This is a genomic window from Mucilaginibacter paludis DSM 18603, from assembly GCF_000166195.2.
GTDB lineage: Bacteria > Bacteroidota > Bacteroidia > Sphingobacteriales > Sphingobacteriaceae > Mucilaginibacter > Mucilaginibacter paludis.
The window spans coordinates 7,907,876-7,934,820 of sequence record NZ_CM001403.1; the positions used below are offsets into that span (position 1 = coordinate 7,907,876).

Consider the following 26,945-nt stretch of genomic DNA (forward strand, 5'->3'; position numbering starts at 1 on the left):
ATCACTAATCGGCAAAATCAGTTATGCTGTTTATTGCCCGAGGTAGCCTGATTAAAAACTTGCTCCATATTTTCAAATCCATGTATGGCATTGCCGGGCAGGCGTTCGCCTTTATCGCCAAATACATACAGGGCCTGTTCGTTTTCCACCGTGCTTTTACTTTCGTCGATATTACCGTTTTCGTCTTGTACAGCTTTTAAATCGAGGCCTAAATTTTTGGCCATAAACTGGTATACTGCCTTGCGTTTTGAGATACCATAGTCGTGCCCTTCGTTAGCCAAATGCACATTGGTAACGGCATCCCTCTTCCCGTAATAGCCGTAAACCTTTTGCAGGTACGGAAATTCAATTTCGGGTACGTGCTCTGTCCAGTCTTTACCATCCGATACCACCAATTGCGGTTTAGGTGCAAATAGGGCCGCCAGTTCCGGGTTATCTGTGCCCCCTTCGCATAAATGAATGGGCATGCCGCTTTCGGACAGCGAGCCGCCGTAGAAATAGCAAGAGAGCATCACCACCGGGGCGCTCGCCTTAATCCTATCGTCTAAGGCCGAGAGCAATATCGTTTGGCTGCCACCGCCGGATGCACCTGTAATTCCCAAACGTGCCGGGTCGGCATTTTTTTGAGCCAGTAAAAAATCGATCATCCTAATTCCGTTCAATGCCTGGATAGACATGGCCAGGCTACGGTTATGATCTTCAAACTTAAATTGTAAAGTTGATTCGCCCCAGGCAAACAAATCATAACTGAGGGCCATCGCCCCCATCCGCGCCAGCGTAGCACAGAGCTTTTGCTGATCCTTATTATAACGGCCACTCTGAAAATGCCCGTTAGGCGCAATAACCACCGGGATTTTCCCTTTGCTTTTAGCGGGGCGGTATAATGAGCCGCACACATATAAACCGGGCAGAGTTTCGATAGCTACATTCTCAATAGTATAGCCGTCCATCTGCCTGATATGGGTAACAATAGGTTTCGAGTTAGGCTTTGCCGGAAGGGGCGAAAGGCCGAGTGTACTGTATACGCATTCGCGGATAGCTTGCTTGCGTTTTTCAAAGCTGGCTACGTCGTTGTAAAGCGACGACAGATAGTCCAGTTGTTGCCTGCCGTCCTCAACCGTCCAGCGGGGATAATCAAACTTCCGGAGTTTGTAAACGTTGCCCGTTTTAGGGAACGATATATCTAAAGGAGTTAATATGTTATTCAATGTTTTGTCAGCATCCGGCCTGAAACGCCATTTGGCAAACGTTACTATTTTACCTTTTACCAGGCTTTCATCATACTTGATCTGTACATGAAACCGGGCTTCTATCTCAGTCAATACCTGTTTCAAAGGCTCTTTCAGGCTATCATCCGCACTTTTTTGCGCAAACAATTTCGCCGGAACCATCAGCAAGAAAATGAAAACGATATTGAGCCTTTTGATCATCAAACTATAAATCTTTAGTATCGCCGGTTACCACAGGCAGGGTATAGCCCTGTACTTTAGGCCATTCGCCGTTTTTAATTTCAACCATTTTGAGCTTCGACGGATCAACAACTACATGCTTGATGCGTTGCCTGCGCCAGGTATAAACAAAATGCACCAGGCCGTCGCTGGTTTGTATAACGGCAGGGTAAGAATATTGGCTGATAGGCGAATCTTCGAGAATTAACGAGGCAAACCATTTTTTACCATCTTTAGATAGCGCCACATTTAAGGGCGTACGCGCACCTTTAGCTAATTTACCTGGGGGAAGCACATGGTTATAAACCAATAATTGGCGGCCATCTTTTAAAGTTACCGCGTCGGTGCCCGAATTATTATTGGGCAAGGATGTTTTAGCCAGTGGCGACCAGGTTAAACCATTATCGGTTGACCAAGTTTCAACAATAGCCCTATCCTTACTGCGGCACAGGGCCTGCAAGCTGCCATTTTTGTGAAACAAAATACTGGGTTGTATGCCACCCTGGGTTTCGCCATCGGCTACGGGGCCAATCAGTTTCCAGGTTTTACCATTGTCGGGGCTCATTTCAAAATGCACGTCCCAGCCTTTTTCTTCGGTGCTCGATGGTGATAAAAGCTGGCCGTTGCTCAGCAACACCGGTTTGTTTTTGATGGGTCCTAAAATGCTGTTAGGGAGCGCCTGTTGCTCCGACCAGGTTTTGCCACCGTCGTCGGATGTTTTGTAAAAGCCTTTCCATGTGGCCGGTTTAGGGCCAATTTTGTAAAATAAAATCAATTGTCCGTGGGGCACCTGGTATAAAACCGGGTTCCAGCAAGCATAGCGAGTGGTGTCAGGCTGAATACCGTTGGCTACGTTTTCGGGGGTAGACCATTTCCCGTTTTTCTTTTGACGGCTTATCCAGATACATACATCAGGGTTGCGTTCTTTGGTCCCGCCAAACCAGGCGGCCACCAAGCCTTCGTCAGTTTCGGCTATCGTGGCGGCATGACACTCTGGAAAAGGAGCTTTTTCGTAAATGAACTCATCGGTAAGGATTCCTTTGCGCCAGGGATTAGGGATTTGAGCAAAAGACGAAACCATGATAAGGCATAACAGCGGACATAACAGGAAGCCTTTTAAGCTTACATTAGCCAGCCTTCCGGCCCGGCTATTTTGTATTTCGCCGGGACAATTACGTGTTTTTAAAAGCCCAATCGCGAAGTTTTTAATATCTGTTTTCATAGTGCTGATTTAAATGAATAATTACCTGAGCTGATTTTGAACACAGCCCTGTCTTTTTCCATCCTGATGAACTGAACACCTTCTGATACGGCTGCCTTTTTATCAGACTCAAAAACACCTGCCTCGGATGTTGCCGGTACATAAATTACAGCGCTGGCGTTCGCCGGGATGGTAATATTCCAGGTAAAGGTCTTACCGTCTTTTTTCCAGTTGCTGCTGATCATCCCCTGGATAGAATGATAGCTGGCGTTTACAAAATCTAATCCCTCAACCGGCTCCGGTTTCATCATCAATTGTTTGAAGGCGGGCTGCAAAGGGTTGGTTTTAATACCGGCAAGATCTTCGTAAAACCATACCAGCAAATCACCCAATAACATCACGTGGTTTTGCGAATTCATCTGCGGGTTTGCCGTATCGCCATTCCATAGCTCCCAAAATGTGGTAGCCCCTTTGTTTACCATGTAGCCCCAGCTTGGGTAATCGGTATTGGATACGATATGATAGGCAATATCTGTCCGTTGGTTATCCGTTAAGCTGCGCATCAACCATTGCGTGCCGATAACGCCGGTGCTGATATGGCCCGTATTATCAATCATGATCTTATCCTCGATATTTTTAAAAACGGCCTCGCGTTTACCCTCGGGAACCATGCCGAAATACATCGGCAGCAAGTTTGAAGTTACCGAGTTATTGCTGTAGCGGCTGGTTTTATCATTAAAAAACTGCTGGTTAAAGGCGGTTTTAATTTTGGCTGATAAAACTTCGAATTGTTGGGCATCCTGGGGCTTATTTAAAATTTTGGCAAATTTTTGCATTAACGATAGCAGCCTGAAATAATAGGCTGTAGCTATCAGCTTACCATCGGTAGCGCGTAAGGTATCCTTTGAGTGGATCAGTTGCGGCGATTCGGGCGGCACGCACCAGTCGCCATATTTATCCTTGGTTAGGATATAATCCTTCATGTATTTGCCCTGCATATAGCCGAGCCATTTCTTCATCGAGTCATAATGCTTCGCGATAGGTTTGGTATCCCCATATTGCTGATACAACATATCGGCCACAATCAGGTAGGTAGCCGGCCAGGTTACATCGTCGCTGTAATAGTTCCAGTAGGCGGGCGCCACATCGGGCAGGTTACCTTCTGGCTTTTGCGAATCGGCTATATCATCCACCCATTTAGCATAGAGTTTGGCATTATCAAACACAAAACTTTCGCTGTACGAGCCGGTGGCGTGATCGGCCAGCCAGGGCATGCGCTCGTTACGCTGGGGGCAATCCAACGGCATGCCTTTATAATTGGCACGGATCCCCCAGTAAGCATTTTTATAAATTTGGTTAACGAGTTGACTGGATGTTTCAAAACGCCCGGTATTTTCCAGGTCATCATTAACTACCTGGCCTTCAAAATCAGCTATGGTTGGCGTGCCGGGATAGCCCACAATTTCCACATAACGGAAGCCATGGTATACAAAAACCGGGTGCCAGCTTTCGGTTTCTCCACCTTTTAAGGTATACACATCAGTGGCTTTGGCGTCACGTAAATTGGCTACGTAAAGCTCACCATCACTCTTAGTAGTTTCGGCAAAACGCAGTTCAACCTTCTGGCCCTTAGTACCTTTAACCTTCATTTTAATCCAGCCAGCCATGTTTTGGCCCATATCCATCACATAAGTAGTTGGGTTAAGTTGGGTGATCGATTTCGGCCTGATCAAATCTACCACCCTGATCTTTTCGTTCATCTGGGCCTCTACCCTGCCACCGGGAGATTGTACTAACCCGGGCTTCAGCCAGGATGCATCGTTAAAGCCCGGCGCTGCCCAGCCTGTTAGTTCTTTATTGGCATCGTACTCTTCCCCATCATATTCGTTATTGGTGCGGATCGGCCCATCGGTAGTAACTTTCCAGGAATCGTCACTGGCAATTATTTTCTTTGTTCCATCGGCATATAAAACCTCTAACTGCAACTGCATTTTAGGGTAACCGAAAGTTTTAATTTTTAGCGGTTTATAATTTTGGCGCATGGTAAAAAAGCGGCCATTGCCCAGGATGGTTCCAATAGCGTTATCGCCTTGCTTAAGCTGCGCAGTAACATCATAAGTATTATACTTAACCGCTTTGGTAAAATCAGTTGGCGATGGGGCCATTACCTGGTTGCCTACCTGCGTGCCATTAATATATAATTCGTACAAACCCAAACCGGCTATATAAACCGTGGCTTTTTTGATTGCTGCCTGAGCTTTAAATTCCTTGCGGAAATATCTTGCCGAAAGCCTCGAAAACTTAGAAACACTATCCCATGCGAAAGACTTATCGAGCCCAATCCATTTGGCCTGCCAGTCGGTTGGCTTTAACAGGCCCATGCTCCAGGTAGCCATTTTGCTCCAGTTGCTTTCGCCTTTGCTGGTGATTACCTTTATCTTCCAGAAACAACTTGCGCGGCTGACCAGTATTTTCCCGGCGTAAGTTACCTGGACGGAGCGGCCAGACTTTACAACACCCGAATCCCAAAGGTCGCCGGTATTGGCTGCCAGCTTTTCGGCTGAAGATGCTACCAAAATATGATAGGCAATTTGCTGCACATCGCGTTCTCCGGACGTGATCTCCCAGCTCAAACGCGGATTGACAGCGTCAATCCCTTCCGGGTCAACCAGCATTTCGCAGCGCAGGTTTTGCAACTGCGGTACGGGCGGCAGTTTGCCGCCAAAGACAGCCGAAGATACCGCGCCCAGCAATAAGGCTAATAACAGGCGATATGTGTTTCTTATTAATTTCATCGGCCTGAAAAATCAAAGTATAAGGTGATGGATAAGGCCATGTTAATGTCCTTGTAATAGTCGAAATATTTATTCGGAAAGCCCTGGGTACCTATTTTATCGGGTTTCTGCGATTTGGTACCAATAGCAGTTATGCCGTTCATAAACGATATATCGCCCGAAGGAAAGGCCGGTGCCGTATTGTAAACCTTTTTAGGATTGGCAGGCGTAAACAAACGCATAAATACATCGCGGCTATCGCAAATAATGGTTATAGGTTGCGTAATGGTATTCAGTTTCATCCAGTAAAGGTTGGAGTAATACCCCTTAAATTCCGGATATTCCACATTAGGCTGGCCGGTAATGGTATTGTTATAGGTTTTATCCCAAACGTTCAAACTGGTTCCTTTCAAACGGTTCTTCCAAACCCGGTATGGCCCATTACCCAAATAAGTTACGCCTTTCACATCCTTTTCGGGATACGAAAAGCTAACCCCTAATAGATTCCCTTCCTCGCCAATTGGCCAGTATTTTACATTCATTTTTACCCATCCGGATGGATAGATGGTCCATTTCAGCGCAGCCTGGTTAGCCTTCTTTTCAAATGCGGCTTCTACCACCAGGCTATCGCCATCAAAATGGTAACTCAGCTTTTGAAAACCGGTTTTCTCCCCGCCTTCAGCCAATACCGGCCCTTTGGTTAGCGGGATAATCCCTTTCGCGTTCTTTACGCTCACCAGCAAACCCGAATTGCGGTTAAAGTCGATGGCTATGCCGTTAGCGTTGATCTGGTAGAGCGAATCGGTTTCTTTAATGGTTGGCTTAGTGCTACCTGCGGTATTTACCATACCGGCAGCAATTTTATCATGACTGCTTAAGGGATAACTCCAGGTAAATAATTCATGATGGTTTACATCATAAGCAGTTACGTACAAAGCATCATAATTTTGCCAGCCAGAAGGTAATTGCATTTGCAGGTAACCAAACTGGCCAGGTGCCACATCGGGCGCAGCAATGGAACCTGTTTTGGCGGCTACTGTAGCCTTTTTGTACGGGTTATCAAATGCCGCCAGCTTGTAACTGAAAGTACATTGCTTCAAATTGGTATAGAAATAACGATTTTCTAATCGTAGCTTGCCGTTAAAAGCGGGGGTGATTTCCCGTGGTTCCATGTGTACGGGGCACCAAATTTCTTTAATGGCATAATAGCTTCCTTCTTTTTCGTGGTATGGGCCGAGGATACCGTCGGGCGCATGATCACCGTCCGAATCCAGTTCGCCATTTTTATCGGTGCGGACTACGTCCTCATCGGCAAAGGCCCAGATGAAACCACCTGCCGATAGCGGCGTGCGCCACATCAGCTCCCAGAAATCGTCGAGGCCGGCACCGGCTCCCCCATCATATAAACCATGCAAAAATTCGGTAGGGAAAGTTACATCGTGGCCGTGCAGGTTGGTATAAGTGCCGTAATCATAATTGATATAATGCTGGGTATTGATCCCTTTATAAATAGCCCATGGATGGATCAAGGGGCGCTCTTGAATATCGTAGTCGGTAAAAAAATGGTCCAGGTCAAAGTTAAAGCCGCCTTCGTTGCCGTTATCCCAGATCACGATAGAGGGGTGGTTCACATCCTTATCTATCATCTCCTTCACTAATTTCGAGCCAACCTGGGTATCATAGTAATTATGCCAGCCGGTTAATTCGTCTAAAACAAATAATCCCAACGAATCGCATACATCCAGGAAATGATCATCAGGCGGATAATGCGACATGCGTACCGCATTCATGTTCATATCCTTAATCAGCTTAACATCGGCAATGCTGAAGGTTTCATTCATCGCCCTGCCGGTTGTTGGCCAAAATGAATGGCGGTTAACCCCTTTAAATTTAATTTTAACGTTGTTAACGTAAATGCCGTCATGTTCGCGGAAATCTACGGTGCGGAAACCAAATTTCTGCTTCAACACATGGATCGCTTTGCCATTACTAATCAGGCTGAACTCCACCTGGTATAGGTTTGGAAACTCCGGCGACCATAGTTGAGGTGAAGGGGCATTAGTTTGTAAACGTGCAATGGTATCGCCTTTTTTAACGCTGGTTTGAAAAGGCGCTCCCAGCTTTTGCCCGCTAAGGGTATAAATCTGCCCGGAGATTATACTGCTACCATTTATTCCATCCAAAAAAACATTGGCGCTGAATGTTCCGCTGGCCTTCCCGCTAACCGCAACGCGGCTGATATGCTGAGCGGGTGCCGCTTCCAGGTATACCGGGCGGTAAATGCCGCCGAAGATCCAGAAATCGCCTTTGCGCTCGGCTCCATTTACGGATGCATTGGCCGAATGTTTGTCGACAGTTACTTCCAGTAAATTAATTTCGCCATATTTGAGCAAGTTGGCAACGCTATATTTAAAACGATAAAATGAGCCCTGGTGGATTGGTCCTGCTGATGTACCGTTTATTTTAACACGCGTATCGGTCATGGATCCTTCAAAAACAATTTGGACGTTTTTAGTTTTCCAGGATGCGGGAACCTTAAACTCATATTTGTACATCCCCGACTCCTTTCCGCGAAGGCTATCTTTATCTAAGCCGTAATTATATTTTCCAAAGCCCTGCAACTCCCAATTTGAGGGCACCGGGATACTCGTCCATTTACCGGAGTTACGCCCCGCCGTGCAATAAAATTGCCAGTTAACGGTATGGTCGCTACCGGTACCCGACAGGTATAATTTTTCTGTTTGCTGCGCGAATAAGGGGCAGGAAGCCAAAAGCAGCAAGCAGGAAGCCAGAAATTTGATGGTGCAATACTTCATATCAAAAATAGCTACTGAATTTTAAAGGGTTATCTGTACGGAACGGCGACGCTGGCAAACCGGCCTTATTGAAAAAATTAGGCAGGGCATCTTCGCTCCAGGCAAACCTTGCCGCTACCGGCGATTGAACATTGGGCGAAGAAACAATTACTTTATTGCCTTTAATAACCGCGTTAGCCTCCACAAACTTACCATCGCTGCCTGCAATGGTGAACCAGTTTAAAGGCTTACCGTCTTTGCTGACGAGAGCGCTGCCTGTATTGTTGAACTCGAGCTCAATGGTATTGCCGGTAATTTTCATGCCTTTGTATATCGGGCCGGAATAAACTACTTTTTTGCCATAGGTTTTAGCCAATGCCAATAAAGCCAAACGACGGCCTACCTCCCATTTAAAGGGCGGGTGCAGGTTTTTAATATCGTCGTTCAGATCGGTAGTCACAATCATCCCTGTATTGGGAATATTAAGGGCGATAGCTTGCGCCTCCCTGAATAAAGGCAGTGTTTCCGGAGTAAGCACACTTTTATTCCCGGTGCTATGCGAATAATAAAATGGAGGTAATTGAACGTAGTAAAAAGGGAGTGTATTGCGCTCATCGTTCCATAAACTACGCCAGGCATTGATCAGCGCCTGCATTTTGTAAGTGTAGCTGATAGTTTCTGCAAGGTATACGGCACTTTCGCCCTGGTACCATAAAAAACCGCGTATAGCAAAGGGCGCTAATGGCTCTATCATGCTGTGATAAAACTTGCCTGGGTCGCCCTCCATTTTTACCGGTTTTCCTTTGGCTTGCTCCTTAAAATAAGGCGAAAGATCGTAAGCCTCGGCAGGCGTCCATGGCTCAATCCGGCTTCCGCTGATAGCTGAACATATCATACCGACAGGAACCCGCAATTGCTGATTTAGATTTTTGGCAAAGAAATAACCTGCTGCGGAGAATGCTTTGAGGGCCGAATCCTGGGCTATGTTCCAGTTAGCTAAATAGTTGCCGCTGGTTTTCAAGTTTTTTTGATTAACCCAGAAGATACGGATCGCATGATTGTGGGCACGTTCCAATTCGTCAACGGGCGAGTTTTTGTCGAGGCTATCTGGTTTCCTAACCTTGCTGTTCTTACGCATCTCGTAAGCCATATTAGATTGGCCCGAGCAGAGCCAAACCTCTCCTACCAATATATTTTCGAGTTTAATGGTATTAGTGCCGGAAACCGTCATGACTGCTGGCTCGGCAGAGGCCGCCAGGGGGTCGAGCATCACTTTCCAATTACCGGCGGTATCTGCGGTGGCTTGTTTAGCCTGTTTTGCAAATTTTACAGTTACCCGTTCACCCGGTGCTGCAGTTCCCCAAATGGGCAGCGGTTTTTGGCGCTGCAAAACCATATTGCTCCCTATTACCCGAGGCAATACAATTTCGGCATAGGTTGCTGATGTAAGCCACACTGTGGCGAGCGTAAGTAAGAACAGATATATTTTACAGCGGCTCATTACAGGCTTTTTGTGGTTAAAGATTTAATATAAAATGCTGCCGGAGCGTCGGCCTCGCCAGCGTTGGGCACATCAAAAGTTTGGTCGGCAGGAGTATTGGCATTAGGGAAGGTTCGTACTTCCCCGGTGCGGAAAACAATACGTTCAATTTTATCGAGCGGGGCAAAAAACAATTGAGTGGATAATTCTTTGCCGTTGATATTCATCGTATACGAACGAGTGTTGGTGTTTAACGAGATGCTGATATGGTACTCCTCGCCCGCCTTGTACTTTAACAGGTTTTTATAGCGCGCACCGGCCTTTGATTTGAAGGTACTATCCTGATCGAATGTCAGCCTCACTCCTGTTGCACCTTTTGCATCCTGAAACTCAATATCGAGCATGCCTTTAGTATTTTGATCGGGGATGATAGAAAATTCGGCCATTAACCGCTTGGTTGGTGGCACCAGGCGCTCGGCTTTAGCATAGTCAAATGGGTCCCAGTCTTGCAGGGCCAGGCACTTAACACCGTTTTTGGGTTTGATGGACACAGGCGCCCAAAGCGGACTATAGATATTCCAGTCTTTTAACTCCTGACCAATCGGCAGGTTATTGAAAACATCGTTCGCATCCTTTGCCGCCTTATCATTTACCGGAACCGGTATAGAAGATACCCAGATATCTTCCTTGTTCATGCTATAGCTTACCCACAGCTTTCCATCCGGAGGAATGCCATCGCCCTCAATAATGCCGCGTACATATTGCGGCCCGTAAGATTTATAGTTTCCGCCATAACGCATGGTGGTTATTTCGCCATTCACTAAAAGCAAATTTTTGTAGTCCAAGCCGTCATCGCTCAGGGATATAGCCAGCGGCCACCTGAATTCCGAAGGGTTATAAACCGTGGCGTATTTGCCGTCCGATGTTCTTTGTCCCCATATTTTGGCATTGCTGTTTATAAATTTAGGTGCACGTATAACCTTACCCCAGGTTTTACCGCCATCGCTACTTATGGAGGTAAGCGCGTTCTTCCACAAGCCTACAACTCTTCCGTCGGGCAAATGGTAAAAGTTAAAGGCCTTATAATCTTTATGTAAAGGTATTAAAGGATCTTTTTTATCGGTTTCTTCCACCCATTGCATCATCATCAGCGGGTTGGCCATTAACTCGTTACAGGCATCAACAAAGCCTTTATTTTTGCTGCTGGTATAGTAGGGAAAACTTGTATTCTTCTCGTTCCAGGCAGGGTTGTAATGGATAAAATAAATGGGGCCGTATTTACCATCGGGCAATACCTCGCGCACAACACGGCCAATACCTAAGCCATCATTCGGGTCATCCTTAGCATCTAAACAAATGCCGTAAAAGCCTAAAGCCAATAGTTTATGTGATTTGCTGGTATAAAAGCCCATCCGCTGGTGCATTACCGCAAACAGATCTTTGGCCACTCCGGGGTGCCCCGGCTTGGTAGTTCCGTCGGGTATTTGATATTGAGGGAAGATGACTGTTGGCTTCGACCAGCTATTGCCATCTTTAGAGGTAATCATCAGCGTTTGCCCTGGCGGAACACTCTCGCCAACTTTATCGCTCAGGTATTCTACATAAAATGTATTGTTCCAGTAAGCCATCATCGGCGCGTGGTTATAAGTAAACCCAAAACCATCCGCATTTTCGGAATGCTCGCGGTTGGCGCGGAAAATCTGCATGTTATGTACCCCAATCACCGGGGCCAGCTGCCCATGATGGTAGTCTACATTAACCAAGGTGCTGCCTGTATAATGCACGGTATCCTGCGCCTGTAAATTTACAAAGCCGCAGGACGCGATGAGGAATATAGCTATACGGTTAACTCTTCTCATAGTTTATCATCATAAAATCAGGTCAGTTAACTCCCGACTCTTTTTTTAACTTATTTAAACCCCTTTTAGTGGTTTTAAAAATAGTGCCGTGCTTATGCCCTGTGGGCACAACAACCTGCCTGGTGATATTTTCAAAAGTTTTAAAATCGGTTGTTTTAACAGCGGCAAATATCTTTTCGCGGTAAGCATCAAAATAAATCAAATAATCGTTGCCTGCTTTAGCCACTGTAGGGCCTTCGGTAAAACTTTCGGTAAAAGCATCGGATGCCTTTGTATATGGGCCCAAAACGTTGTTGCTAAAAGCCACCTTAATATTGCGGTTGGGCCGGGTATTATCCTTCACCACCATCACATAATCATTTTTAGCCCGCTTGATAATTTCGGCATCAATAGCGCTAAAGCCGGGATCGTAAAAGAGCTTCTCTTGGGTGAAGGTTTTAAAATCTTTGGTAATGGTATAATATAAACGGTGGTTATTGTTCTCCGTCTCGGTGCCTATAGGGAAACGGTTGGGGATGGTTGAAGCCCAAACGATGATAAACTGATTATTATCATCATCGTAAAAAATCTCAGGAGCCCAAACATTTACCGTTGTCGGTTCATCATCCATCACATTGATCAATTTTTGATCCGACCAATGGATCAGGTCTTTAGAATCGGCATAGCCAAATCCTTTTCCGCCCGACCAGGCCGATGTCCATACCAAATGGAAAACACCATCGGCTCCCTCCGCTATCGAAGGGTCGCGCATTACCTTATCGCCAACCTGCGGTTTGATAAATATGTGGTTAAGGTCTGTCCAATGGTAAGCATCGGTACTGTACAGCAACCGAAGTCCATCCGTCGCCGGTTCATGAAAGGATGTAAAGAGGTATACCTCTTTTTTTGCCTTGCACGATGTAAGGCATAGTATCGATATGATTAACAACCAGGCCCTGTTCATGTTACACTTTATCTAATATCAACACCCAATCGTTACCGTTGGCTACGGCGCCGGGCGATTTAAATGCTTTAGTGCCGGTGTTGGCAAATGTCCCGATAGCCTTAATTTCGCCGTTACGGGGATTAAACCAGGAGGCCTTCACTTTATCGCCAGCTATTTTGCCTAAGTTAACGTTTATACTACGGCCATTATAGGTGTAAATAAAAACATAGTCTTTTCCTTTTGTAGCAATAAGATAGTTGTAGCGTTTACCTTGCTTTGCGGCGACGATGATGGATTGATCGGGTACGCGGTCAAAGTAAGAACGTGATAGCATCAGGTTTTTTAAATAGCCCATTTGCGAAGCTCCCGGATCATTGATGGCATCGTACCAGGCCGCTTTGGCACCATAAGAAGCATTTTTATCTGTAGGCCTGTGCATCTGCATCACCGAATTATTGCCATAAGTATATCCGCAACCACCTGCAAAAACCGACCAGTAAGCATAGCGCCTTACATCGGCATCCGTCCAGCGGGCCGCCAAGGTATCGTGTAATCCATGGGGTATGCCTTCATAAGATGGCTCTGCATCAAACGTAGGCTTAGTTGGTAATTTACGATAGTCTGAATTGATATACTTCCAGTTATCCTCGCCGTATTTTAAATCAACCTTAGAGGTATCTTGCTTATAGTCGCGGTGGCCGGATTGAAAGCAGTTAAAGGTTAACCAATTTTCATGGTGAAACCATTTGGACGATTGTGTCCGGCCCCGGGGATGAAAAGTGATTAAATGAGTTGGATCAAACTGGTGCAGTGTATTGCCTATCGTTTTCCATACTTTAATAGAATCACTTCCGGGAATATCGCCGCCATTCATCCAGATGATGTTCGGCCTGTTTTTATATCGCTTTGCTAAAAACTCAGCATACACTTTAGCCTGGTGCTGGTTAACGCCACCCGACTTTACATTTGATCCCCAAACGGGAACCATCGCGATATAAATTCCTTTTTCGGCGGCTTTATCTACAATATAATCTACATGATCCCAATAATCATACTGGGTTTTATCGTCGAAAGAACTACGTGCTGTTACCAACGGCGTGGCTACGTTTTTATGGATCAAGGCCGAATCGCCATACGCGTTTACCACACCCAAGGTATGCAAAACCATTACCTGGATCACGTTAAAACCCTTGGCACGACGGTCTTCGAGGTATTTATCAGCCTCTTCCCGGTTCAATTTTGAAAATAACAGCCAGCCGGTATCGCCCAGCCAAAAAAAAGGTTTGCCATCACTTGTAGTGAAATATCGTTTGTTGGCCGATATTTTTAACCTGCCGCCTGTAAAAACAGCATCACGGATGGTAAAAGCCAAACATGCCAGTGATAAAATTAATATTGCAGCTATTTTTTTATACATCTATCATTTTATTTACGTGAGGCCCATAAAATAACGGGACCGTTTTGTACAGTTTTTAAATCGACCTCTTTGCCGCCGCTGATGCTTCCATCCTGCTTAATAACGCGCCCATCGCGTGGGTTTATCCATCTTACTACAAAGCTGCCTTTGGCGTTACTCAAATTTAAATGGATGTTATCTGATGTACTATATACAATGTAACCTTTTTCAGGATTGCCCAAAGCATACTGCCCTTTAGCGCCCATATCGATCGATTTCATCGATGAAGCATCAATATTAAACTGAGGATTGGCGATAACCGGGATATTGGCCAAAGAGCCGCCCCCCATAAACACTGCCCAGCCATAAGCCTCATAACCATCTGCGGAATAAATGACCGCCTTATCTGGATATTTGATACGGTACTCATTAACAGCACGGTAAACCTGCTCGAAAGAAGCGGGCTTTGGTTTTAAAAGCCTTGCGTGCTGGCGCGGAGCCAAACTCTGGCCGCCAGCAGGCTGATAGGTTGTACCATCGGCCTGGTAATGCCAGTATTTGACATCAATTACGTTGATAACTGCAGCCCTTGCAGCATCAGCCAACAAAGCATCCTGAACATCTTTGGTCGTACTTAAACCGATGATCTCTTTTTTATTATTGTCGGCCTCCCAAGTCTTGATGTTGTCCACCCAGAATTGTACAAAATGAAGGGGGCCGGTAAATTCTTCAGCCAGTAACTGGATTACGCCCGAGTTATCCTTGAAGTTATCAAGGCATTGCCTAATGAAGGCGGTATGAAGTTTGGTTTGAGCCGGATCCTTTTCATCATAAAACTGTTCGGCCATAAAAATGCGCTTATCGCCGGCAAACGGAACTGGCTCGGGGAAACTTGTGTTATTGATGTTATTAGCCGTGCGCCACGGGAAATCAACGTAGTGAGCACCCGCTTCGATAATATTATGCTGGAAATAGTTTTGATGGATCAATACCAAGCCTTTCTCGTCGGCCAGGTCGGCAAATTTCTTTAAGCGGCCCCAATACCAGGTGTTGTATTTGGTTAAATCGTATTTACTTAAGCCATCCCAGCCGCTGCTTTGGCCGCTGCGGGCAAAAGGCAGTTCGTAAAAGGGTGGCCATACTTCGCCATCCATCCTGCGGATACGTTCATGATCGTCGCGGCGGCGATCATACCATAAACCGTAGTTGTGCTCATAAGTAAGCACGTGCTGATTAACCATTTTATTGGTCATGCTATCCAGGTCGTCTGTTAAGCCGGTGCCTGTGCGGCCGGGTACATACCGGGTTACAGACGGTTTGGCTGTTTTAATAAACTCAGGCCGGGTATTGCCCATCCACCAGGGCGAATCGTAATGTTTGCCGGTTAAAACGGCATTGCCCCTTACTATCCAGCCGTTAACAAGCTGCATGGGCGCGGCCTGCTTTGGTGCTTCCGGTTGCTTTACGCCTATTTGGTCGATAGTTTTTACACCTGCGCCGTTTACCGGGATAGGATTGCGTGTCGCTACCTGGTCTATCCAATCAGTTAAATGCAGCTGAGGCTTTTTATATCTGGCAATCAGTTCTTCGGCTTCTTTTACTGTCGGGCTGCTGGAAGCGCTGGTATTTAAAGGAAAGATCTGACCTAATGCCAAAGCTCTATCTTTGCCAATACGATCGCTCAGTTGTGCGTAATAAAAACTGCGCGGACTGATGCTATTGTTAGAATCGCTCCAGTAGCCATCTCCCTGAAACTGCGCCCAGGTGCCAAAAGCCCAGTTTTGAGCGGTTGGTGGTTTAGGGCAATCCACTATAGCGGCGGTACAGTTCCAAAATAAACTGTTGGCAGCGCTCCATCCTGCGCCCTGCCCATCCTGTCCGCGGTTGGCATAACTTAACCTGTTGGCATCAATATTCACCACATCAAATAATACACCTGACGCCCAGCTATCTATCGCCCCGCTAAAACTAACCGATTGCCATGAGTTACATTGCACAAATGCGTTTGGGCCAGGGGCGCAAATTCCCACTGAAAAATCGTGATAACCAAACTCGGAATAACAACGCTGAAAAAGTGTTTGCTGGCCTGTGGTAGTAAACGAGTAACGACGCTGACCCCCAATTTCGGATGTTGGCGAGAGCGATTTGCAATCCTCAACGGTAACGCGGTGGCTGCTTTCTAAAACATTGACGGCAGAGCTGGCGAAGTGCTTAAACACAACTTGCCTTACCCAGGCATCACTGGTATTCTCGACGGTAATTGCCATCCAGCGATGTGCTTCATCTTTTGGATTTGCTTCGTCATAATAAGAACGCAATTGCAAATTTTCAACCCCTACCTGGCTGATGCGGCCAGGCCAATGGTAAGCCGTTACTGTGCCACCGCCAAAAGCAGAATCAAGCGCTGTGGTTAGGGGCACATCTAAGGTTAATACATCGCCTTTAACAGCAAGTATTTTTCTGTCCCAATAAATTTCGCGGTCGCCGGGTTTCCATCCCAACGAAGATATTCCTCCACCAAATGTAACCATGCCCAATTTTTCTATCCAGGCCTGGGTGGTGGGGTGAGTGATGATTACCATATCGCCAGCCTTAAACTTAGCGGCATCGGCAACCTTTATCTCGGTGGAGTTCACCGGTAAATAGGCGTTGGTTATCTTAACCTGGCCCTCTAATTTCTTATCCTTTTTTCCGAGTATCCTGATCAGTGTTTCGCGATCCTTTCCTCCGCCAACGATGATAGTTCCTTCGAGGGTATTGCCGCTTCCACGTAAAACAACTCCTGAATTACGGATCAGTAAACTTCCCAGAACATCGTATTTGCCCTTTTCCAACAATACGGCTCCCCTTATACCGTCTTCATCGGCAGGTAAAGAGGCCACATAGTCAATTGCCGACTGAATGCGCAAGGTGGCATCGCCCTTTTTAACCGGGACTACCACACGGATGGGTACATTAGGGATGGCCTGCTCTGAAGCCCTATATCCGCAATAGGAAAAATCGGGGATACGGTCGCCATTAGCGTCCGGAGCGTATACCAGCCTGCCGCCTTCCCCCTCGGCAACCGGTGGTAGTGGTTTAGCTTGCTTTGGCGCTTTTTGCGCCTGTGCAACGGATACATCTAATAATAAAATTCCTGCTAAGAAGCAGGAATTGATGATGTACTTAAGTTTCTGCTGAAGAAACATATTGATCAGGTTAAATTGAATTTGTGGTACAAGAACGACTCACTAATTTTATTTATATGCAGCCAGCGGTTTTTCGCCTTTGGCGGCAATGGTATTTAAAAAGACTTCAATATTGGTATAGCCTCCACCATTTTTAGCTAATTTGGTAGCATCTGAAGCATCATGAGGGTTTAAGCCATGAGCAGTTTCCCATGCGTCAGGTATACCATCATTGTCGGCATCTTTATAAGGAGTACCTTTGTATTCGGGGTAGCCGCCAACTTGCCATGGAGCCGTGATGATACCCAATTTGTACGAGTCCTTAGGAAGCTTACGTACCTTGAACTGAAAATCAGTATCGGTTTGCATCTCTTTATAAGTGATTTTGCCGGTACGGGCTTGCTCGGTAATACGTTTGTCAACGGCATCACGAACAGGTAATGTGGCACCCGCGTTTTCTACTACAAACTTGTATGCTTGTTGTGCAGGTAATATGGTAATTGGCGCTGGTGGCAACGGGAAAGGTTTATCAGAATACATGTAATCTTTATATTGGCCTGCATCCGGCAATTCCTTACCGCCTTCACCTTCAACTTGTACGCCTCCGGCCCAGTTATCCTTAGTTACTTCAGGATAGCCTTCCATGATGTTACCGTTAACATAAGCACGGCCAAATACTTTTTCCTTCATTTTACTCCTGCCCGATTCCGGTTTCAGGATACGATGGCCCACCGGTTGGTCCTTAGGTGTAACCGGTCCCGGTTTAAAATAGTTGTTGATGATATTATATAAACTTGTGTAGTCGCCACCATCCATGGAGCGGTGGTGCCAGTTAAACACCACGTTATTAACGAAGTTATAAACGCCGTTCCAACCAATCGACGGGTTACGGCCAGTATTATCTGCCCACAAGTTGCGGATCAGCAAACTATTTTCGCCACCGGTAGTACTCCCGAAAGAGTGATTCCAGTAATCTAAGGCTTCAGAGTAAATACAGTTTTGGATAGTGATATTAGCGGTACCATGTTTTTCTTCCTTTTCGCCAATGCCTGCATCATACATGTGGCGGTACATCGAAAAGTTTTCGTCTAATCCCCAGCTTGCAGATACGTGGTCAGCAATGATATTACCTACCGGGTTACCACCAAGGGCATCGTCACGACGGGCTACGTTAGTTTCGCCACGGCGGAAACGCATGTAGCGGATCACCACATCATGTGTGTTCACCCAAAAAGATTCGCCCGCTACGCAAACACCGTCACCGGGAGCGCTTTGGCCTTCAATGGAAATATACGGTGCCTGTACAATGATGGGAGTTTTGATGCGGATAATACCCGCAACGTTAAACACTACAATACGTGCGCCGCCTTGTTCGCAAGCCCAGCGTAAACTGCCTGGGCCGCTATCGTTCAAATTAGTAACTACATATACCTTACCGCCCCGGCCGCCGAAGCTGTAAGCGCCACCACCTTCCGCACCCGGGAAGGCTAATATTTTTGCCTGCGGCAAATCCGTTGGACGGGCTGCCCATGGCACATAGGGTTTGCCATGTTTCTGATCGTATTGCACCTTTGGCAGGGCCACGGCCCAGGCAGAGTCAGACTTGCGTTGATTTTCTTTCATCATGGCCGCTGCGGCATCATGCAGCTCCTTAGGCTCCTGGGGATATTGAGCCCAGGCAGAACGAGCGGATAACAGCGCGGCTGAAAATAAAAACGGCAGAACAATTTTTTTCATGTTTGTGATCTTGTTATAATTTACGCTACTACCTAAATACCATACAAGGATATCGCCATTAAAGCTTTTATACTCCGGCTAAGCATCTGTACAATAAATTACTTTTTTAGACTTTAGGCAATAAATATCGGTTAGCAATTATATTTAATTCAAATATGCATCGTAAAGCCAACTATTTCATATAGAATGTTCGCAAGGTTTTATACAATATTATCTTGGCGGCTTAATTGGCCTAAATTAGCTATTAAGTCGCAAATATGTTACATTTTCAAAGAAAAGGCCTTCTATCTTCACAACGAAAGCCTATCGGCAACCTTTCTTCCAACTTCGGCTCTAAATAAATGTGTTAACATTATATAACACCAATCGATTTTAATACTTATATGAAGATGATGAAGGTATTAAAATCAAAAAAGGCTGTATCAAAGTAAAATTACCTTTTCTTAAATTCTATACGAAAATAGGCGCTCGACGTGGTAGAGCAAAATAAAAATGAGGCTGATCTCATGCTTGAAGTGAACCCCAAAAGTTAGACAAAAACTTTTGGGGTTTATTATTTATGTCAAAGCACACATTTGAAGAGAAACTTGATGTAGTTTCTCAAGTAAGAAAGGGAAAGCCGATTCTACGGATATCCCGCGAACGCCATATCCGTGAAGGCATGATATTGGAATGGGTTCGGAAATATGATCTTTATGGCGAAAGTGGGCTGCTCAAACAACCTAACGTCAAGCCCACGCCTGATTTCAAAGAAGAAGTTGTAAGGCTTGTCATAGAAAAAAAAGTACCTTTAAATCAGGTTGTTCTGGAATATAGATTAAGCAAGACTGCTTTAGAGCGCTGGGTAAGATCAGTACGGGTTGAGGGATATGCAGTACTATACCAGCAAAAGAATCCTGGACGACCACCTAAATGCATGGGAAGATCAAAGAAGCTTGAACCTGAAACAGAAGTAGAGAAGCTCCAGGCGGAAAATAGCCGTTTGCGGGCGGAGAACGCACTATTAAAAAAAGTCACGGCCTTAGTCAAGGAAAAAGAAGCCCGCGAACGCATGAGTGGGCAAAAGCCATCGAAGAACTAAGGCCCGAACATGATGTTTCAATTCTATTGGATTGCAAACAGATGGCTCGTTCTGTATTTTATTATCATCGCAAGCGCCTAAATGATGATAAATACAAGCATGAAAAAGAAGAGATCGCAAGTATATACCACTTGCATAAAGGCAGATATGGTTATCGGCGGGTCACCGCCGAAATGAAGAACCGGGGTTATAGCATAAATCACAAGACTGTCCAAAAATTGATGGGAACATTAGGCCTAAAATGCAATATCAGGAAAGTAAGTTATCGCTCATACAAAGGTGAGGTTGGTAAAATTGCCCCTAATGTACTTGAAAGGGATTTTGAGGCAAATCTGCCTAATCAGAAATGGGCTACGGATGTCACTCAGATGAACATTAAAGGGGAGAAGATCTATTTATCTCCTATAATTGACATGTTCAACGGGGAAGTCATTTCTTATAGTATTTCAAAATCTCCAAATATGCAGATGATAGATGAAATGTTATATGAGGCTTTTGATAAAGTGAAAGATATAAGGGGACTTATTTTTCACTCTGACCAAGGGTGGCAATATCAACATTATGGATATAGAAAGGCTTTGGAAAAACATGGAATTATTCAAAGCATGTCCAGAAAGGGAAACTGCTTGGATAATGCCTTGGCCGAAAGCTTCTTTGGGATCTTAAAGACAGAATTACTGTACAAACAGAGCTTTGAAACTGCGGAAGAATTTATAACTTCGTTAAAAGAATACATTCATTACTATAACAATGAAAGAATAAAAAACAGGTTAAATGGAAAGAGCCCGGTGGAATACCGAGCTCTCGTACAAAAAACTTAATTTTGTAAACTGTCCAACTTTTTGGGGTCACACCAGCTTTGAGACAGCCTCATTTTTATTCAATTTAAAACTTTAATTGTTTAATTGGCGATCTTCAAATCGAAATTCATGTAAGTAGTTGCATATGCGCTTGCAGCACTTACGTATGTAACATTGATAGCTCCATATTTCCCAGCAGCTGTTTTAAACAAGAAAACGCTACCCGCTGCAAGCCCTGTAACAGAGTTTGCCGAAGCTGTTTTAAAGGTGGTGGCACCAAGCGCTTTTAGTGTTGCACCAGAGTTAAGGCTTGTCCATGTTATTGGAGAGGTAACAACTTTAAATTGAGTCGCATTTTTAGTAAAGGTGCTAGTATTATACATCGTGATCGCACTTGGTATCGGCGATAGGTTTAAATTATAAATAGTATGCCCCTTTACAGTAGTACCTGATGCAATTGTAGGATCCCAAAAATAACCGAAGTCAATAACGTTACTGTTGTTTCCAGCAGTTATATCGGAGTAACTGTATGCAGTCTGTGTAGCAATGTTAAAATATGCTTTATTGGTTTTAGCCGTAGTATCAGGTACAGACACCCTATTATTCGTTATAAACGTCATATCAGAGTTAACAGTAATAATAATATTGTTACTTGAGCCTAAGTAGATATTAGACTTATCTCTGGCTACAACCCTATAAATGTAACTGCCTGGGATAGTATCTGCAACCAGCTTTTTTACCAAATTTGTAAATGACATTCTGTCGCCTGTTTTAATCGAGTCACGGCCTACTTCTGTGTCATTTTTTGTAAGCGTTACATAGGTAATTGGTGTGGTGCAAGTTCCCGAATAGCTAAAATTAAGACTATCTTTACCATTTACAGTTTTATTACCGATTACGTAGTTAGACCCGGCATTATTAAAAGTAACGGTAAGATTATTACTATTAAATTTAGGCTCCACTTTAACACAGCTTGATGCTATTACTAATACCATAAGGAGCGCTATATAGTATATAATGGATTCTCTTTTCATTTTTTTGCGTAATTAATGAGATTTATAATAGGTTCATTAACGTTATTATTGTAATGGGTCAAATGATCCTCCAGGCCAACCAATAGTTTGCTGTAACGCCGGACTCGTTTGCAAAAAATTAGGAGGTAACGGATAAAAATAATAAGTGGTTGGATAATTTATAACGCCTGACCCGCCACTGTATGTTAAGTTGGTAGGCGTGGCTGTAAAGAACTTAGTATAAGTTGCCTTGTTATTTACATTAAGGGTATCACAAACACGAGAACCCGTGGAATTAGCTATGTCCATATATATAGCGGAAGAAACCACATTTTTATTATTAGCAGCACCTGCTACGTATGGGAAAGTAGCGGCGTTATAATTTACAGTTGTTATAAGCGCCCTTAACGCTGTACCTGATAACTTATCATACTGGCGCGTTCTGCGTAAATCCCAATAACGTTTACCTTCCATAGCAAACTCTATTTGACGCTCGGTTAATAAAAATGCAGGCATTGTGCCACTAAGTCCTCCTGTAAGATTTGCCATACCATAGTTATAGCTACCGGCGGCAAAACCACGCGCTGCACGAAGCGTTGCTATCAGCCCCTCACACTCATTAAGGTTTCCAATTGCATTAGCACATTCAGCATAATTTAACAAAACTTCGGCAAAACGTAACTCAATCCAATCCATACCACTACCGCCACTAGTATTTGAACTATATGCAGCTTGTGCAGCTGTTATAGACGGATTACATATTTTACGGCAATAAAAACCAGTAACGCTAGGCTTGGAGGCATCATCTAAAAATGTTCCGCCTATCGTTGAAATATTCTGATAAGTCCATTCATGGCGGTTAGTTTTACCACTTAAATTCCAGATTTGGCCATTATAGGCTATAGTTTGGGCAAAGCGTGGATCGCGATTTAACCAATACTGTGTAGCATCATAACCCGAATTAGGATCGGTGATTGGCAAACCATTTGCCATAGGGAAAGCTTGCACCAAATTCCATGTCGGCTGGTTACTACCGCCGCCGCCGGTTGTTTCGGAAACAGGCCTGGTTATGTTTTCATTATTGGTACCATGTGCGGGGCTAACAACCGTGGCATCTATAGAACGCCACATCATACGTTCTTTATTATTTGCGCTTTCGTCAATCCATACGTTACCTAAGCCGCCGCTTGTTGCTGGGTATAAAGCATAACCATCGGTCTGCGCCTGAGCATACGCCGCCTTACAGGCATTATAAGCATCCTGCCAGCGACTCATGATATTATTGGGATTAAATTGCGGACTCGCCCAATAAAGCGCCGCTTTACCTTTAAAAGCCATAGCTACCGCCCGTGTAATACGTCCGTTATCACTTGACAATGTCCATGTTGCAGGTAAAAGAGCAGCTGCCGAATCAAGATCGGATTGTATCTGCGTAAAACAAATACTGGATTTAGATCTTGGCACATAGAGTGACGGAATGCCATTTGCCGGATTTTGTGTTTCTAAGACCAGGGGAACACCTCCATATATTCTAACCATTAAAAAATAGATGTAAGCTCTGAAAAAATAAAACTGCCCTCTAAGTGGAGCTGCAGCACTGCTACTTAAGGAACTATTAGCACCAAGATTTTTAATTGCATTGTTACAACGGTAAATTAAATAATAAACATCACCGCCTCCGCCATTAATATTAGCTTCCTTGTTAGCTGTATAAATATCTGTAACTTCATTAGTGCTACCAGTTAAGGTTCCATTTAAAATAGATAAAGTTGCATTACCTAATTCGTCACTTGTGTTATGAAGTGAACCAGGGGTTGGCCAGTTAGGCATAGCCAAATCATATAAAGCATTAAGATATTCGTTAACTGTTGATTGATTACTCCAAACGACCGCAACATCTACTCCGTTTTGATCCGCTTTATCAAGCACACTCTTTTTACATGCCACAAATCCCACACATATTAACGCAAACGCCAAAACTATTTGTGCTTGCTTTATTAATCTTTTTTTCATATTAAATAACTTTAATAATTTTTACAACGACAAATTAACGCCCAGAGAATACGTACGGAGTGTTGGATAATATGATAAACCACTCTGTCTTACATCCTTATAATTATAAGGATTAATAATGGTCCACAAATTTTGACCAGTTAATATGAATCTCAAGTTGGGTATTTTGAACTTATCTCCCAAAGCTTTTGGTAAAGCGTATGATAAAGATGCGTTATTGATGTACCATCTGGTACCGCTACGTATCCAGAAAGTAGAATTATCATTGATTAACGGTGAATCTGAACGTGGATATGCGGCATTAGGGTTTGATGGTGTCCAATGATCGGCCCAGAAGAATGGCTGGTTAAGGCTTTGAGACGAGTTACTGGTCGCACTGGCTGGCGCGGTCCTGTCAGGAACTGTAACTTTGCCACCTAATTGTAAAAACATATTTATATTAAACTTAAATGCTTTGTATGTGGCCCCTAAAGTGATGCCTGATGAAAAAATTGGAGCAGTACTATCGTACATATATGTCTGATCTGATGTTTCATCAATTTTACCATCGCCGTTGATATCTTTATAATTCATCCAACCAACTTGCGGAACCTTACCGTCGATAGTGTAGTTCGGGTTTTTCGCCAGAATCGCATTTAACTCGGCTTGAGTACGAATTATACCTGTAGCAATTAAACCATAATTGGTGCCGTTATAAGTATTGGATAACTCACCAAGCGTGATCAAGTTGTCTTGATTAACGACACCTAACTGCGCAGGCCCATAAAGTGCCTTAGTAAGCTGGCTGTTGCCCCAACCAAAATTAATATTTGCGTTAATACCCCAATTTTTACTAACTTGAGTAGCATATCCAACTGTAAAAGTTTCTCCCCAGGTATTAGCCTCATTGTAGTTGATAGGAGCACCACTCACACCCAGGGTTGCTGGATATGTGGTTGCCGAAATATTAACTAAGCCATCATAGTAGTGTTTACTCCATACCTCCGCTGTAATTGTTAATTTATCGTTGAAAAGACCAACATCAAAACCAAGGGTTTGGGCGCGACTATGCTCCCATGTAATATCAGGGTTAGGAAGAATATTGCCAGTTAAGCCATTAGCCACTGTTGAACCATATAATGTTGTTCCTGAATAAGTTGTAAATCTATCTTTATATAAAAACGCATTAACCCTATCATCACCTGTCACCCCTATGTTATACCTCACTTTAAACGAACTGATATATTTTCCCAAATACTTCTTAAAGAAATCTTCTTCACTTACACGCCAACCAATCGCAGCGGCGGGAGATGAACCAAAACGTTTACCGGGAGCAAAATTTGCTGATCCATCTATACGGTCAATCAACTGCACAAGATATTTACCTTTATAATCATAATTTAAACGGCCTACATAACCTATGTTACCACTCTCTACAGTACTAACAGTTTGTGATGTAGTTGTACTTGGATCAAAAGCAAACCACTGATCAACGCCTGGTATTTGTTGGTTGGTACGGTATATCTGATAAGAATTTTGTGTTGATTCATTTTGTGTACCAACAAATAAAAGATCAAAATTATGTGATTTGAACGTACGGGCATAATTCAAAGAGCCGATCAACTCATATTGGCTTGTTGAGCCGCTGCTTAAAAATATTTGAGCATTGTTAGCGATAGTTTTAACACTGGTATATGGCAAACTATATAAAGCACCATTTTGTCCTGTGGAGGTAAATTGATAGGTATTATAGGTTGAATAATAATTCTTTCCATCGGTTGAGTAATTGTTTTTTCCGTATTGAATTTTTGCAGTTAAACCTTTAATAAAATGCGGACGATACTCTATCGACGAGTTAAGATTTAATGATTGGTTGTTGGTTCTCGTATAATTATTGTTATTAAAATAAGCCAGTGGGTTAAATGCCCCGCCGACAGCACTTGGCCCATTCCAATATGTAGGAAGACCGTTAATACTTAACGGTATCCAAGGTGCTACTTGGTTAATTGCTGTGTATGTAATATTTTCAGTATCATTATTGTCAGATTTGGCGGTATTTCTTAGACTTGAATCATAGTTTGTATTTAAGCTAATGTATGCTGTCAAATCGTCGGTAACTTTCGCAGTCATACCTGAACGAATGTTATACTTCCGAACGGTAGTTGTACCAAAGTTACCCCCCTCTTCATAAAAACTACCACCACCAAAAAACGTAACTCGTTCAGTACCGCCAGTTACGTTAACAGTATGGCGCTTGGTTTGAGAGGAGTGCCATAATTGGTCGTACCAGCTTTCATAAGGATTTGAAGCGATAAAATCCAAATCAGCTTGAGAAAATTTTGAAGTATTTGCGGCATTGGCGGCTGTTAATGCATCGTTAATAGTTTGAGCCAATTGTATTCCACTCATCAGCTTTGGCCGTTGTACAGCATCAGATACACCAAAGTAACCGGTGTAACTGATTTGAGGTTTACCAGCCTTGCCCTTTTTAGTAGTTACAAGTACAACACCCTTATCGGCTGCAGCACCGTAAATTGCAGCCTGCGCATCCTTCAAAAACGAAATAGATTCGATTAAACTGGCATCCAAATTATCAAAATCAGTTTTTTGAGCAATCAAACCATCGATTATATATAATGGATCAGTAGTAATACCAAAACTACCACTTGCTACCGAATAAGCCCCTTGTAAGGTTAGTGTTGTACTTGCACCAGGCTTACCAGACGCAACACTAACCCCCACGCCCGCAATCCTGTTCATCAAAGAGGTTCCTAAATTAGCTACTGGCAAATCCTCAATTTCCGCCGCTTTAATTTCCGCCACGGACCCTAAAACCTTAGCTTTTGCTATCGTACCGTAGCCCACTGCAACAACCTCAACTTGGCTCAGTGCGTTAGCGGTTTGGTTTAATTTAAAGTCTGCAACAGTTACTCCTGGCTTAAGGTTTACTTCCTGGTAGGCGTATCCAAGAAATTTCACACCTATTACCACATTCTGTAAATTGGTAACTTTAATAGAATATTTACCCCTCATATCGGTAACGGTACCATTGGTACTACCTTTAATCTGAACGGTAACGCCCGGCAGGGTTTCACCCTTCTCGTCGGTGACAACCCCGGTGATGGTTCTATTTTGGGCTTTTAGTGCACTGCTCATTAACAACAGCACAGAAAACAAGAGGAGAATTTTTCTCATAATAGTTTAAATTTGGGTTTCATTTATTTAATAATCAATTGGTTTATATAGGGAACTTTATTTTATGTTTTCATAATTTTTA

15 protein-coding genes are annotated in these 26,945 nt (G+C 44.0%); 2 read left to right on the forward strand and 13 right to left on the reverse strand.

Translation table 11 applies throughout. The annotated features are described in order from the left end of the window. Positions 1-17 precede the first annotated feature (17 nt). The 10 genes from MUCPA_RS33440 to MUCPA_RS33485 are packed head-to-tail and all read right to left on the reverse strand — an operon-like array spanning position 18 to position 18,782. The gene (locus MUCPA_RS33440; protein WP_008512785.1) at positions 18-1,430 is read right to left on the reverse strand and encodes a dienelactone hydrolase family protein; all 1,413 of its coding nucleotides are present in this window, start codon (positions 1,428-1,430) and stop codon (positions 18-20) included. A 4-nt stretch (positions 1,431-1,434) separates the two neighbouring features. Then, complete coding sequence (locus MUCPA_RS33445; RefSeq protein ID WP_008512786.1) at positions 1,435-2,670, reverse strand: sialidase family protein; 1,236 nt, start codon at positions 2,668-2,670, stop codon at positions 1,435-1,437. Further along, positions 2,667-5,444: an alpha-L-rhamnosidase gene (locus tag MUCPA_RS33450; RefSeq protein WP_008512787.1), complete on the reverse strand. Its 2,778-nt coding sequence runs from the start codon at positions 5,442-5,444 to the stop codon at positions 2,667-2,669. Before MUCPA_RS33450 ends, MUCPA_RS33445 begins: the two co-directional genes overlap by 4 nt. Beyond that, positions 5,441-8,239 (reverse strand): glycoside hydrolase family 2 protein, encoded by a 2,799-nt coding sequence (locus MUCPA_RS33455; RefSeq protein ID WP_008512788.1) that lies wholly within the window; start codon positions 8,237-8,239, stop codon positions 5,441-5,443. The genes MUCPA_RS33450 and MUCPA_RS33455 overlap by 4 nt, the downstream gene beginning before the upstream one ends. A 1-nt stretch (position 8,240) precedes the next feature. After that, complete coding sequence (locus tag MUCPA_RS33460) at positions 8,241-9,719, reverse strand: sialate O-acetylesterase (protein ID WP_008512789.1); 1,479 nt, start codon at positions 9,717-9,719, stop codon at positions 8,241-8,243. Beyond that, positions 9,719-11,557: an exo-alpha-sialidase gene (locus MUCPA_RS33465; RefSeq protein WP_008512791.1), complete on the reverse strand. Its 1,839-nt coding sequence runs from the start codon at positions 11,555-11,557 to the stop codon at positions 9,719-9,721. Before MUCPA_RS33465 ends, MUCPA_RS33460 begins: the two co-directional genes overlap by 1 nt. A 22-nt stretch (positions 11,558-11,579) precedes the next feature. Further along, complete coding sequence (locus tag MUCPA_RS33470; RefSeq protein WP_008512793.1) at positions 11,580-12,500, reverse strand: glycoside hydrolase family 43 protein; 921 nt, start codon at positions 12,498-12,500, stop codon at positions 11,580-11,582. Position 12,501: 1 nt separating this feature from the next. Continuing rightward, complete coding sequence (locus tag MUCPA_RS33475; protein ID WP_008512794.1) at positions 12,502-13,899, reverse strand: glycoside hydrolase family 140 protein; 1,398 nt, start codon at positions 13,897-13,899, stop codon at positions 12,502-12,504. Between the two features lie 8 nt (positions 13,900-13,907). Continuing rightward, complete coding sequence (locus MUCPA_RS33480; protein ID WP_008512795.1) at positions 13,908-17,066, reverse strand: DUF6298 domain-containing protein; 3,159 nt, start codon at positions 17,064-17,066, stop codon at positions 13,908-13,910. Between the two features lie 48 nt (positions 17,067-17,114). Beyond that, positions 17,115-18,782: a pectate lyase family protein gene (locus MUCPA_RS33485; RefSeq protein WP_008512798.1), complete on the reverse strand. Its 1,668-nt coding sequence runs from the start codon at positions 18,780-18,782 to the stop codon at positions 17,115-17,117. A gap of 559 nt (positions 18,783-19,341) precedes the next feature. Here MUCPA_RS33485 and MUCPA_RS33490 point away from each other — a divergent pair. Next, positions 19,342-19,863 (forward strand): helix-turn-helix domain-containing protein, encoded by a 522-nt coding sequence (locus MUCPA_RS33490; RefSeq protein WP_008503751.1) that lies wholly within the window; start codon positions 19,342-19,344, stop codon positions 19,861-19,863. Next, positions 19,785-20,684 carry an IS3 family transposase gene (locus tag MUCPA_RS33495; RefSeq protein ID WP_157544057.1) on the forward strand — a complete coding sequence of 300 codons (900 nt, stop codon included), beginning with the start codon at positions 19,785-19,787 and terminating at the stop codon, positions 20,682-20,684. Before MUCPA_RS33490 ends, MUCPA_RS33495 begins: the two co-directional genes overlap by 79 nt. A gap of 80 nt (positions 20,685-20,764) precedes the next feature. Here the strand turns inward: MUCPA_RS33495 and MUCPA_RS33500 are convergent, their stop codons facing one another. The 3 genes from MUCPA_RS33500 to MUCPA_RS33510 are packed head-to-tail and all read right to left on the reverse strand — an operon-like array spanning position 20,765 to position 26,863. Next, the gene (locus MUCPA_RS33500; RefSeq protein ID WP_008512800.1) at positions 20,765-21,697 is read right to left on the reverse strand and encodes a hypothetical protein; all 933 of its coding nucleotides are present in this window, start codon (positions 21,695-21,697) and stop codon (positions 20,765-20,767) included. A gap of 45 nt (positions 21,698-21,742) precedes the next feature. Continuing rightward, positions 21,743-23,689 (reverse strand): RagB/SusD family nutrient uptake outer membrane protein, encoded by a 1,947-nt coding sequence (locus tag MUCPA_RS33505; protein WP_008512802.1) that lies wholly within the window; start codon positions 23,687-23,689, stop codon positions 21,743-21,745. Between the two features lie 21 nt (positions 23,690-23,710). Further along, entirely contained in the window at positions 23,711-26,863 is a 3,153-nt protein-coding gene (locus tag MUCPA_RS33510) for a SusC/RagA family TonB-linked outer membrane protein (RefSeq protein ID WP_008512803.1), read from the reverse strand. Positions 26,864-26,945 lie beyond the last annotated feature (82 nt).